The 12,567-nt window shown below is 58.4% G+C and carries 12 protein-coding genes; 2 read left to right on the top strand and 10 right to left on the bottom strand.

Annotated elements, in window-relative coordinates; genetic code table 11:
• The 5 genes from recJ to BG52_RS15165 all read right to left on the bottom strand — a co-directional run.
• Positions 1-1,663: single-stranded-DNA-specific exonuclease RecJ (gene recJ / locus BG52_RS03550; RefSeq protein ID WP_081793546.1), on the bottom strand; the 1,663-nt coding region annotated here is incomplete at its 3' end.
• A gap of 59 nt (positions 1,664-1,722) precedes the next feature.
• Positions 1,723-2,628, bottom strand: a complete 906-nt coding sequence (locus tag BG52_RS03545) for a cation diffusion facilitator family transporter (RefSeq protein ID WP_051602279.1) — start codon at positions 2,626-2,628, stop codon at positions 1,723-1,725.
• A 23-nt stretch (positions 2,629-2,651) separates the two neighbouring features.
• Positions 2,652-3,566 carry a protein translocase subunit SecF gene (secF, locus tag BG52_RS15175; RefSeq protein ID WP_081793544.1) on the bottom strand — a complete coding sequence of 305 codons (915 nt, stop codon included), beginning with the start codon at positions 3,564-3,566 and terminating at the stop codon, positions 2,652-2,654.
• Positions 3,556-4,815, bottom strand: coding sequence for a protein translocase subunit SecD (gene secD, locus BG52_RS15170; RefSeq protein WP_036581792.1), 1,260 nt, complete (start codon positions 4,813-4,815; stop codon positions 3,556-3,558). Before secD ends, secF begins: the two co-directional genes overlap by 11 nt.
• Before the next feature lie 187 nt (positions 4,816-5,002).
• Positions 5,003-5,242 (bottom strand): post-transcriptional regulator, encoded by a 240-nt coding sequence (locus tag BG52_RS15165; protein ID WP_036581795.1) that lies wholly within the window; start codon positions 5,240-5,242, stop codon positions 5,003-5,005.
• A gap of 169 nt (positions 5,243-5,411) precedes the next feature.
• Here BG52_RS15165 and spoVB point away from each other — a divergent pair, with 169 nt between their 5' ends.
• The gene (gene spoVB / locus BG52_RS03525) at positions 5,412-6,995 is read left to right on the top strand and encodes a stage V sporulation protein B (protein ID WP_036581798.1); all 1,584 of its coding nucleotides are present in this window, start codon (positions 5,412-5,414) and stop codon (positions 6,993-6,995) included.
• On the opposite strand, the gene BG52_RS03520 is transcribed toward spoVB, so the two are convergent.
• Positions 6,992-7,690 (bottom strand): DUF421 domain-containing protein, encoded by a 699-nt coding sequence (locus tag BG52_RS03520; protein ID WP_449578366.1) that lies wholly within the window; start codon positions 7,688-7,690, stop codon positions 6,992-6,994. The two genes, spoVB and BG52_RS03520, sit on opposite strands and share 4 nt — an antisense overlap.
• Positions 7,691-7,984: 294 nt before the next feature.
• Between BG52_RS03520 and BG52_RS03515 the strand changes: the two genes are divergently transcribed.
• Entirely contained in the window at positions 7,985-8,377 is a 393-nt protein-coding gene (locus BG52_RS03515) for a TIGR04086 family membrane protein (RefSeq protein ID WP_036581800.1), read from the top strand.
• 244 nt (positions 8,378-8,621) lie between these two features.
• On the opposite strand, the gene yajC is transcribed toward BG52_RS03515, so the two are convergent.
• The 4 genes from yajC to BG52_RS03495 all read right to left on the bottom strand — a co-directional run.
• Positions 8,622-8,930, bottom strand: coding sequence for a preprotein translocase subunit YajC (yajC, locus tag BG52_RS03510; RefSeq protein ID WP_036581802.1), 309 nt, complete (start codon positions 8,928-8,930; stop codon positions 8,622-8,624).
• 15 nt (positions 8,931-8,945) lie between these two features.
• A complete protein-coding gene (tgt, locus tag BG52_RS03505; protein WP_036581804.1) occupies positions 8,946-10,085 on the bottom strand; it encodes a tRNA guanosine(34) transglycosylase Tgt in 1,140 nt (379 codons plus the stop codon).
• Between the two features lie 9 nt (positions 10,086-10,094).
• Positions 10,095-11,141 (bottom strand): tRNA preQ1(34) S-adenosylmethionine ribosyltransferase-isomerase QueA, encoded by a 1,047-nt coding sequence (queA, locus tag BG52_RS03500; RefSeq protein WP_036666833.1) that lies wholly within the window; start codon positions 11,139-11,141, stop codon positions 10,095-10,097.
• A gap of 10 nt (positions 11,142-11,151) precedes the next feature.
• A partial coding sequence (locus tag BG52_RS03495) for a SpoIID/LytB domain-containing protein (protein WP_036581812.1) occupies positions 11,152-12,567 on the bottom strand: 1,416 nt, incomplete at its 5' end.

Raw genomic sequence — 12,567 nt, 5'->3', positions numbered from 1 at the left:
CCGACAGTTCGCCGATCAGGTCGATCCGGGCGGAATCGGAGATTTGGGCGGCGAGCCCGCCGAAGCCGAAGCCTACCGCTTCCAGAACACCGCCGCGGCTCTGCACGGCAAGACGCAAGTGCTTGCCTTCCTTGCCGATCACCCGCTTCTCCTTCAGGCACACGCCCTCAATCAGTATTCTCGGTTGCGGATTGCCCGCTCCGAACGGCTCCAACAGGGCGATCTGGCCCGCAGCCTCCAGATCCGCTTCCTCCACCAGGCAAATCAAATCTACCGGGGTCTTGCGCTGACGGTGTTCATCCGACAGCCGATCGCGCGTCAGGCGGTCCAGATTTCGCTCGAGTTCCGGCAGCCGATCGCGGTTCAGCGTCAAACCGGCTGCCGCCTGATGGCCGCCGTAATGGTCAAGCAGCTGCTCGCATGCCGTAAGGGCGGCATGCAGATCGAAGCCCTCGATAGATCGCGCGGAGCCTTTGGCCGTTCCTTTCTCCGCGTCGATGCCGAGCACGAAAGCCGGTTTATAGTAACGTTCAACCAGCTTCGAAGCAACGATGCCGACGACGCCGACGTTCCAGCCTTCCCCGGCGACAACGATGACCTCCGGCTCCGGCATGCCCGATTCGGCGGCGGATGCGCATTTCGCCGCCCAGACCGCTTCCGCCTGCTTCACCATCGCTTCCACCAGCGTCTGCCGCTCTCGGTTCAGCGCGTCAAGCGTTTCCGCCTGCCGCAGCGCCTCGGCCGGGTCGCCGGTCGTCAGCAGCCTGACCGCAATATCGGCGCGGCTCAGTCTACCGCCGGCGTTCACCCGCGGCGCCATCCCGAAGGCAATCGTCTCGGCCGTAACCGCGCTCAGCTCCATGCCGCCGACCTGGGCCAGCGCCAGAAAGCCGGGGTTGTCCGTACGCCTCAGCCGATCCAGACCGACCCGCACAAGAATTCGATTCTCGTCCCGCAGAGGCATCAAATCGGCAATCGTACCCAGCGCGGCCAGCTCCGCCCATTCCAGCGGCGGCCGTCCGAGCAGGGCATGCCCGAGTTTGAACGCCACGCCTACGCCGGCCAGCCCCTTGAAAGGATATGGGCAATCTGTTCGCTTCGGATTCACGACGGCCACCGCTTCCGGCAGCCTTACAGGCGGTTCGTGGTGATCGGTTACGACCGTATCGATGCCAAGACTGCGGGCGTAAGCGATCTGGTCGACGGCGCTAATCCCGTTATCTACGGTCAGGAGCAGCTTGACGCCCGCCTGCGCCGCCGCATCGATCGCCTGCTCATTCAATCCGTAGCCTTCCAACGTCCGGTGGGGAATATAATAATCAGAACGGCATCCGAGGCTTGCTAGCAGCCGGATGACGAACGCCGTGCTTGATACCCCGTCGGCGTCATAGTCGCCGTAAATGCGGATTAGCTCATCCCTCTCCGCCGCTTGCCTGATACGATCGACGGCTGCGCCCATGTCCTTGAGCAGGAACGGGTCGTGCAGCAGCTCCGGACCGCCGTTCAGATAACGCCCGGCCGCTTCCGCATCGAGTATGCCCCGACGAGCCAGCAGCCTCGCGGTCAACGGCGCCAAGCCGAGCTCGCGGGCAACCGCAGCCGCAGCCTGTTCCTCCGTCTCGCTCAGGGCGACGAAATCCCATCTGGTTTTCGCTTTCAACACCGCTGTAATCCCCCTGTATCAAGCCAAGTAACGCTCGCAAAGATTAATAGCCGCCGCCGCTATTGCAGCAGCGTCGGCATATGCTCCTGATTCGGATCGTGATTTGATTTATACGGGTAACCGGGATCGTAAGGATCGACCTGCACCTGCACGTCCGTCACATGAGTAAATCGTTTGAACACCTGATCCTTCACCCGCTTGGCGATTTCCTGGCCTTCCAGTACGGTAATCCGCGGGTTTACACTTATGGCGGCGGCGACCGCGACATAGTGCCCCTGCTCCCTTGCCCGAATCGTCGGAACGGCGATCACGCCTTCAACCCCCTGTACGGTTTCCCTCAGTTCGGCCTCATCCGTCCGCGGCAAGCCGGCCGGCTTGCCGCCGGGCATCGCAGCGGCAATCAGCCGATAGCCTTGGAGCGTCACCAGAACGGCGACAAAAAAGGCAGCAGCTGAATCCAGGTAGAGCAGCGACGGCTGACCCAGCCTTCCGCCCAGCCAAGCGCCGGCCGTACCTGCGAGTACGACGGCCAACGCATACGTTTCCAAACGCCCCCCGCCGACTGAGAAAAAAGCCGCTTTGATGGCCCATGCTGCGGCAATCACGGCAAGCGCCGGCCACTGCGGCGCGGCCGGCAGCCCTTCCGCCGTATGGCGAACGGCCGAAATACCGATCTCAATACCGACCACAAGCGTCAGCAGGGCGACGACCAGATTCGATGCCTGAACGGCGCCGTCATCGCCTCCGGGCTCCGCCTCCCGCCGGGGAAGCCGCTTCGCTCCCCTCACGCCGATGGCCGCCGCGCCGCATTGTGCCGCTTCCGCACCCGATCGGAACGCATCCGCCAACAGCGCGGTGCTGCCTGTCAGCCAGCCCGCAACGCCTTTGAGCAGCGCGAGACCGGCATTTCCCCAGAGCCCGGCCTCCGCCTCCGTATTCCGCTGCACCAGACGACGCTTTGCCACCTGCTTCACATCCCTTTGCAAGCTTAGACCGCCGATTGAGACTTGGCCGGCGTTTTCGGCTTTTCTTTACTTTTCATAATCAGCCACAACGGACTGGCGATAAAGATGGAGGAGTATGCTCCGGCCAAAAGCCCGATGACCATGGCCAGCGAGAAAAGTCTGATCGATTCCCCGCCGAAAATGAACACGCACAACGCGGCAAACAGCACGGTGACGACGGTGTTGATCGAACGCGTCATCGTCTGCGACACGCTGGCGTTCACCAGCTTGTTTAGATCGGCCTTGTTTTTGATTTTTGCGAACCGCAGATTTTCCCTGATCCGGTCGAAAATAACGATCGTATCGTTGATCGAGTAACCAATAATCGTGAGAATGGCCACGACGAACGGAATGTTGACTTCAAGCTGCAGAATGGAAAAAATGCTGATCACGATAAAAGCATCATGCAGCAGCGCGACAATCGCAGCCAGCGCAAACCGCCACTCGAACCGGATGCTTACATACACAATAATTCCCAGGCTTGAGATAAGTACCGCCAGCATCGCTTTGGTCTGGATTTCGCGCGCGATTTCCACGTCGACCGTGTTGACCTCCGCTGAAGCCGTGGGGTCGAAGGCGGCGGCGAAATCGGTTTTCAGCTTATTTTCTTCCTTATCGGTCAGAATGTCGTCGAACCGGATCGTCACCCGATCGGTTCCGACCGACAGCTTGTATCGGCCCAGCTCTTCCTTTTGGATAAGCGTATGGATTTCATCTTGACGAGGCTGCAAATTTTGGCTGACGGCGATATCCATGCTCGAGCCTGCGCGGAAGTCGACGCCATAATTCAAGCCGCTGATCGCCAGAACCAAAATGCCGAGCAGCGTTATCGCGATCGAAAACATATAGAAATATTTGCTTTTGCTGACAAAATCGAATTTCCCGAAATTATAACGCACGGATTTCACTCTCCTTCACGGAGTAAAGCTGTTTGTTTTGAAAACGTCCGCTTCGGATGAGCAAATAAAGCAGCAAGCGGGAGTAGCTCATGTTGGCGACCAGACTTACGACAATTCCCAGAAGGAGCATCACCGCAAATCCGCGGATCGAGCTGTTCGGAATAAAGAGCATCACGATGCCGGCCAGCGCCGTCGTAATGTTGGCATCCATTATCGTGCGGAATGAGTTTTTGGAGCCGGCCTTCAACGAGGAAAGCAGGCTTTTGCCGCTGCGAAGCTCGTCCTTGATCCGCTCGGCCGTAATGATGTTCGCGTCGACTGCCATCCCGAGCCCCAGAATGAGCGCGGCGATACCGGGCAGCGTAATGGTGGCGTTCAGGAGCACGAAGCCCGTAAGCACAAGCCAGGTGTTCAAGGCGAGCGAAATGACGGCGACCAAGCCCGGCAACCGGTAAACGAACAGCATGAACAGCAGGACGAACACTGCGCCGATCGCGCCGGCGAATATCGTCTTATCCAGCGATTGCTGACCCAGCGTAGCACCGACGCTTTGCGTGTATTTCTCCGTCAGCTTGAGCGGCAGCGCGCCGAGGTTGATCGTGTCCGCGATTTGTTTCGCTTCCTCGCGCGTGAATGTACCCGTGATCGATGCGTTCTCGCTGTTGATTTCACGCTGGACGGACGGAGCGGACAACTGCTCGTCGTTTAAATAGATCGCCAGCCGATTATCCTGCAGCTGTGAAACTTCTCTCGTCACCTGCGCGAATTTGGATTGGCTTTTCAGCGAGATGGAAATTTCCCAGCCGCCCAATTGATTCTGGTAAATGCTCGCGCCGTTTTCTTTGAAATCTGCGCCGAGCAGCTCGACGTTGCAAAAGCCTTCTTCGGCCTTGCAGCCCCGTGTGCTGCGAAAAGTAAGCTCGGCCGGCTTTTTCAAAATTTCACGCACGGCCGCCTCGTCGCTGACGCCGGCAATTTTCACCCGAATCCGGTTCGTGCCTTCCGGTGTCACCTCAGGCTCGGCCACGCCGGTCGCATTCGCGCGTTTTTCGAGACTGACCGCAGTCTCCCGCAGCGAATCCCTCGTTATTTCTCCGCCGGGCGTAAGCGGTTCGGCTTCGTACAAAATCTCAAATCCGCCCTTCAAATCAAGTCCAAGCCTAACCTTGTCCAACAAAGCGGGAGTCGTAAACCCGATCGCGCCCAGCGTAATGGCTACGATCAGCACAAATGCCAGCAATCTGTTCATAAAGCCCGGTAAGCCCCCTTAAGTTCTCAATATTCCTATTATAGCGGCGTGCAAAAACCTAGTCAAAGCAAGGTTGTGCCAACAAAATAATCCCAAAAAGTGAAGCAGGGTTCTGCAGCCTATTCCGATTGGCTTTTCTTGTCCCTGCAGGGATATATAAATCTTGCCAAAAAAAAGAACCCACTTGTCAAAAATGGGTTCCCCGGTAGGCGCTTAACGTCATAAAATTCATGAACGCCGTCACCTTGAGCGACAATATGTCGTTAACGATCTGATGCAGCGCCGGCGTACCGTTCTTATGGTACTTATCGCTGACGCATTCCCATATTTGCTTGGCCGATACATGTTCGTAGCCGAGCAGCCGAAACTCCTCCATCTTGCTCTCGCACAGCGATTCGATCGTAGCGTTCAATTCCTCGTCTGTCAACGGACCGTGCCTCCTCACAAGACCAGCGTCTATATAACTTCTCTGCCAGGCTGCGATTTCCTGCTGCAGCGCACCGTTTGGGAAAAAGGCGGCATGCCTGCGGACAGGCCGCATACACATGGAGTACGGGCATCCTGCCCGCAGCCAAACAGGAGATGAGGGAGCACAGGTGAGCAAGCAAACGTTCATTAAAGGCGCCATGATATTGTTGGCGGCCGGCGTCATCAACCGGATTCTCGGTTTTATTCCGCGCATCGCTCTGCCGCGCATCATCGGCGCGGAAGGGGTTGGCTTATATCAGCTCGGCTATCCTTTCATGATCGTGCTCATCACCATCGTTACCGGCGGCATTCCGCTCGCGGTGGCCAAATGGGTGGCGGAAGCCGGCTCGCAAGGCGACCGGGCCGGAGAAAAGGCGATTTTCCGCACCGCCATGGGCCTCTCGGTCGCATTGGCGGTCGTCTTTACCGCCGTGTCGGCCGCCTTGGCCCCCTGGATTACGACGCGGGTGCTGACCGATTCACGTGTCTATCACACATTTATGTATATGCTGCCGATGCTGCTCGTTACGGCCGTGTCCTCCGTGTTGAGGGGTTATTTTCAGGGACGGCAAAATATGGTGCCCTCGGCGCTCTCGCAGGTCGTCGAAACGCTTTTCCGCATCGTATTCGTGCTTTATTTCGCTTACCGGTTTCTCCCTTACGGCATCGAATGGGCGGCTGCGGGCGCGATGCTCGGCGTCGTCATCGGCGAGCTTTGCGGGCTCGCCGTACTGGCCGTCCAATTCTGGCTCGAGAAGCGCAAGCGGGCTTATCAGGAGAGCGGTCAACCGGCGGGCGGCAGCGGCCAAAAGGCAGGCGCCGACGGCGTACTCGGCAAGCTGCTCGGACTGTCCGTTCCGGTGACGGGCAGCAAGCTGGTCGGCTCCTTGTCCTATTTGCTGGAATCGATTCTTACCGCCCGCAGCCTGGCCGCCGCGGGCATCCTGACAGGGGTCGCAACCGCGCAATACGGCGCCCTGCAGGGGATGATCATCCCGGTCGTTCTGCTGCCCACCGCGCTCACCTACTCGCTCGCCGTCTCGCTTGTGCCCTCCCTGTCGGAGGCTGCGGCCAAGGGCGACAAGGCGCTTATTCACAAACGGCTGCATCAATCGATGCGGCTTGCGCTCGTAACCGGCGCTCCGTTCGCGGTCGTCATGTATCTGTTTGCCGAGCCGATCTGCCGGGTGCTGTACGGCCACACCGATATCGCGCCAATGTTAAAGCTGATGGCGCTCGTCTCCTTGTTCATTTATTTGCAGGCGCCGCTTCAGGCCGCGCTGCAGGCTTTGAATAAACCCGGAATGGCGCTGATCAACACCTTCATCGGAGCCGCCGTCAAGCTTGTGCTGATCGTACAGCTTGCCTCCCGGCCGGAGTTCGGCATTTACGGCGCCCTGATCGCGATCAACGTCAACATTGTGCTTGTCACGGTCCTGCACGGCATCGGCGTCCTTCGCTCCGTCGGGTTTCGGATGAAGCTTCCCGATTTCGTGAAGGTGGGCGCAGCGATGATCGTGATGGGCGCGGCCTCGCAATTCGTCATGAACCGGATGCTGCTGCCCTCCGAGTGGCACAATCTCATGCTGGCGGCGGCGGCCGGCACAGCGGTCTATTTGCTTTTGATGATACGACTGAACGTGATCGACCGTCACGACGTCGCCCGAATCCCGTTCATCGGACGGCTGTTCAAGCGGCCGCGCGGCACTTAACTTTGCCCGTTCGGCTTCCTGGCATAATCAATGAACAGCTTTCCGTTATGATCGATCGTGCACAGAAATACCTCTTTGAATTCAGCCGAGCCTTTTTGCTGCAGCTCGTTTTTGAGCCAGAACCGGTTTTTGCCGAGCTTCTCCAGGTTGTCGTCCTGAACCTTCCCATCCATAATCAGCGGAATCGGCAACATCTCGAAACGGAACTTCGGCGGAAAAATCGGCTCCTTCTCCTCATCAATGCGGTGATCGTCGAGCAGACTTGCGTATGATGCGTAGGTTGCCGGCCGGGACAGCCTGATCGGCGTTTCTTTTTTAATGACCGACAGCTTGCCGCTTGTTTCAAGAATGGCGAATTCAACGTCCCCGATGGAGGCGATCTTGTTCTCGCGCAATTGCAGCATCAGGTCGTCAAGATTGTACCGCTGCTTGCGCATGGCTTCCCGGTTGAGCTTACCTTTGGCGATCACGATGGTTGGTTTTCCGTCGAACATCATCCGCAAACCCCGAAACCGCATAATGATGAGTGAAATACCGATCTGGATAATCATCAGCGTTACCATCGGAACATACGAATGAAAAGGATGCCTGTCCGTATCCTCGATCACGAACACGGCGATCTCGGCGATCATGACGGAAATCACAAGGTCGAAGACCGACAATTTACCGATTTCTCGCTTGCCCATCATCCGCATGACGAAAAAGACCACGAAATACGTTAAGATCGTGCGCAGAATCAAGGCTCCGATGTCCTGCACCGCAGTCGCCTCCTTAGGCATAGTCAGGCCCGGCTGACCCGTCCTTTTGTATCCGATATTGTTGCCGTGCGGCGCATAGGCCATTCGGCGGCAGCCATCTCAAATGCTGGTAACGCTGTTTTTATGCGCGCCGCACCGCGCCGACCCGTTATTGGGTTCTATTTTGGCCGGGCTGGCAATAAGGTGTACCAAAAGGGCTTGTCACGAGCCTTTTGAAAAGGAGGATGACCCATGGTTAATCCAATGAAAACGGTCACGAAAGTGCGGGCGGGCTCACCGTTGTTGTACGGGCTTGCAGTGGCCGCAATCTGGCTCGGCGCCGGCGCGCTACTGCTCTCGCTTACGCTGCGCTTCACCGGCATGCAGGAAGCCAACCTGCCTCTGATTGCGCAAATAACCCATGCCGTTGCGGCATTGGCGGGAGGCTTCGCATGCGGCAGAAAAGCCGGCCGCAAAGGTTGGCACTACGGCGGTACGCTCGGTATCGTATACGCGCTGATCATCGTATCGATCGGTTTTCTCGCCGCCGATGCGCCGCTCTCCAAGGACACCTGGATGCTGTTCGCGTTTGCGGTGCCTGCCGGCGCATTCGGCGGAATGTTCGGAGTCGGAACCGGACGCTGACAGATCACTGTGTGGCTGACAGGACCGCTGTACGGCGAAACGGCTTTGGCATTAATGCGTAAGCATGGAGGAGCCCGCGAGCCCGCATAGCTGCGGCGGCGGCTACGGCTCCCTGCCGCCTGATCATTGCCCGGGAAATGATCCCTATTGTCCATCCGCGCGGTATGGCTGTGCGGAACAGCGGGGGAGAAGCGTTAAACGAAAAAAGCCCTGGCCAATGGCCAGGACTTTTCGTTATGTACCTTTATTCCGCAGCCGTGGGCGCCGACTGCACGACGTTGTTGATCGCGCTGCGGTCGAACGTCATCTTCGTCGTATCGTTAACGCGAAGAACGACCGTATCGTCCGTGATCTCCATGATCGTGCCGTGCAGGCCGCCGATCGTCGTGATTTTATCGCCTTTCTTCAGCTGGCTAAGCATCGAATTCCGTTGTTTCGACTTACGCTGCTGCGGGCGAATAAGCAAGAAATAAAAGACTGCAAACATTAGAACAAACGGTAAAATCATGCCTACCAGTCCGCCTGATCCCCCTGTACCTGAAGCAAGCCACATCGATTAACCCTCCCCTCAGAACCCTTTGTCATTATCATTCAAGCCGTACTGGGCGAAAAATTCATCCCGGAAATCAAGAAGCCGGTCTTCCATAATCGCTTGCCGTACGTCTCTCATGAGCTGGAGTAAAAAGTGCAGATTGTGATATGTCGTTAGCCTGATTCCGAACGTCTCGTCTGCCTTCAATAGGTGGCGGATATAGGCGCGCGAGTAGTTCTGGCATGTGTAGCAGTTGCACGCCGGATCCAGAGGACCGAAATCCTCGGCGTTCGCAGCGTTGCGCACGACAACTCTGCCCTTGCTCGTCATGGTGGTGCCGTTACGCGCGATCCGCGTCGGCAGTACGCAGTCGAACATGTCGATGCCGCGGATCGCGCCTTCGATTAAGGCGTCCGGTGAGCCGACGCCCATCAAGTAACGAGGTTTGCCGGACGGCAAAAGCGGAACCGTATAATCCAGAACACGATACATGATCGGTTTCGGTTCGCCGACGCTCAGTCCACCAATAGCATACCCCGGGAAATCCATGGAAGTCAAATCGGTTGCGCTCTGCTTGCGCAGGTCTTCGTACTCGCCGCCCTGAACAATCGCGAACAGCCCTTGATCCTCCGGACGGGCATGCGCCTGCAAACATCTTTCGGCCCACCGGCTCGTCCGTTCGATCGACCGCTTCACGTAACCGTATTCGGCCGGAAACGGCGGGCATTCATCGAACGCCATCATAATATCGGAACCGAGCGCATTCTGGATTTCCATTGCTTTCTCGGGTGACAGGAACAGCTTGTCGCCGTTCAAATGCGAGCGGAACTGGACGCCCTCCTCGGTGATTTTGCGCATCTCGCTCAAGCTGAACACCTGAAAACCGCCGCTGTCGGTCAGGATGGCCCGGTCCCAATTCATAAATTTGTGCAGACCGCCGGCCCTCGCAATCAACTCGTGCCCCGGGCGCAGAAAAAGATGGTACGTGTTGCTCAGAATAATCCGGGCATCCATCGTCTTAAGCTCTTCCGGGCTCATCGTTTTGACCGTCGCCTGCGTGCCGACGGGCATAAAGCATGGCGTTTCAATAACGCCATGCGGAGTGTGGACGCGTCCGAGCCGCGCCCCCGATTGCTTGCATACCTTAATTAATTCGTAAGTTATCGCCACGATCATCCTCCATTCCTAATAAATGAACATTGCATCGCCAAAGCTGAAGAAACGGTATTGCCGTTCCACCGCTTCCGCGTAGGCCCTCAATGTTGTTGCGCGTCCGGCCAGCGCGCTGACCAGCATAACAAGCGTCGATTTCGGTAAATGAAAATTGGTGAGCAGCGCATCAACCAAGCCGAACCGATAACCCGGATAAATAAAAATGTCGGTCCATCCGCTGCAAGCGCGGACGCCCCCCGCCCCGAAGCGGCCGGCCACCGTCTCGAGCGTTCGAGCGGAGGTCGTGCCGACCGCGACGATCCGGCCGCCGCGCTCCCGCGTCTCCCGGATCAAAGCCGCATTCGCTTCGTCCAGCTGGTAATATTCAGCATGCATGACATGGTCCTCCACCCGCTCGGCCGACATCGGCCGGAACGTGCCTAGCCCCACGTGCAACGTGATGAATGCCGTATTCACGCCCTGCGTTCTTAACTCCTCCAAAAAAGCCGCAGTGAAATGAAGCCCCGCGGTCGGCGCCGCAGCCGATCCCTCGTGCCTCGCGTATACCGTCTGATAGCGCTCGCGATCGGCCAGCGTCTCCCGGATATACGGCGGCAGCGGCATTTCGCCGAGCCTGTCCAGCAGCTCGTGAAAAATGCCCTCGTAACGGAAAACAACAACCCTACCGCCCGTTTCGCCTTCGCTCTCAACCGTCGCCCGTAGCAGCGGACCGCCCTGTCCGTCGTCGCCGAACCAGAGCTCGACGCCGGGACGCAGCCTTTTGGCCGGCTTTGCCAGCGTCTCCCAGCGATCGCCCTCGAGCTGCTTCAGCAGCAGCAGCTCGATCCGCGCTCCCGTGTCTGGCTTGATGCCATGCAGCCTTGCCGGGAGGACGCGCGTATCGTTCAGCACCAGCGTATCGCCGGGACGCAAATATTGCTTCAGATCGGTGAACGTCCGGTGAGCGACCTCTCCGGACCGCTTGTCCAGCGCAAGCAGGCGGGAAGCGGTGCGTTCAGCCAACGGCGTCTGTGCAATCAATTCCTCCGGCAGTTCAAAATCGAAATCGTTAACGTTCATCTGTTCCCCGTCATTCCTTCTCGATCGTCACGTTTTTATAGTAGTATTTCAAAATCATCTGGTAATCATACCCTTTATCGGCCAGTCCCCTGGCCCCCCATTGCGACAGCCCGACGCCATGCCCGAAGCCCGTTCCGGTAAATCGAAATGCCGGCTCCTTCGTCGCGGCGCGCAATTCGCCGCTGCCATTCAAGATATAAAGTCCGGGATTTTTCAGTTCCTGAACGCTGCCGTTCGCCCCCAGCGCATAGAGTGGCTGGGAATCGCCAGGCTTTTCTCTGACTGCGCCGCTGCCGTTCAGAACGGAAAGTCGTCCGGTTTCATCGATCTCAAACCGCGTGCTGGGCAATCCTCCGAGGGCGGACCGCAGCGTGTCCGGGGTTTTCACGCCCGCCTTCGCTCCGTTCACTAGCAGACCGGTCGCCCGTCCGGAAGGACCGCGCGTATCGATTTCGAGCGTCCGGATCGCTCCCGATATGGTCTGTAGGGTCTTGCCTTTCATCGATGCAATCAGCGCTTCCGAACCAAAAGGACCGCGAACCCAGGTCATCTCGTTCGACTGCACCGTTTGCTCCAGCACCACGACACGGACGCCGTCATTCAGGCGCGCAACCGGCTCCACGCCGCTTTGAATAAGCGGGATCGCCCGAACCGCCACGCCGTCGCCCTTGATCTTCATGATGTCGCTGCCTGCAGCCGTCTTGGTGCCGGTCGGAACCAGCAGGTCTTCACGGACATAACCCGTGCGGCTGTCGGGCAGCGCCAGCCGATACCATTTATATAGCCCTTTCTCTGACACATCGTCTGGACTCGGCACACTGCCGAGATAGGCGACGCTGCTGCCCCATATTTCGGAAGGATCAGCGGTCATCCCCCCCGCATTGGAGGAAAACACGCCTTCCACCACCCGTCCCTTGTACATCAGCACCTCGCCGCGCGTCGCGTCGACGGCCGCAATCGTCGTCGGCTTTTCGAAGCCGATGCCGCCGTAGGTCTGGCTGAGGACGGTATCGACGACATGTGCGATCTGGAAGCCGAAGCCTTTATTCAGCGCATAGCTGCGCGCCGCCACCGCTTGCGCCTTCAAAGCGTTGGCGGGCCAGGATGCCGGCATCTCGCCGCCGACGACCGAATACAAATACTGCTCGAACGGCAGCTCGTTGACGACGGCAAGCTTCTTGTTGAACACACTGAGCTCGAAGCTGCCGCGGTACGTTCTGCCGTACCTTTCGGTAAACCGGATGCCGCCTTCTCCGGCAGGCGTTATCCACGCTTTGGCGCTTCCTCCCGCCGACAAGGCATACATCGGCACGACCGCCTTCGACTGCACAGCCGGCACGTCATCCCGGAGCACCAGGTACGGAAGCGATGCGTCGGCGTCTTGCAGACCCGCGCCTTCGGGCACCTGAGCGGCGGCGGCTTTCAC

The organism is Paenibacillus darwinianus, from assembly GCF_000598065.1.
GTDB lineage: Bacteria > Bacillota > Bacilli > Paenibacillales > Paenibacillaceae > Paenibacillus_I > Paenibacillus_I darwinianus.
Note: the sequence above shows the minus strand (reverse complement) of the source record. Positions and strands in the feature narration are given on the sequence as shown.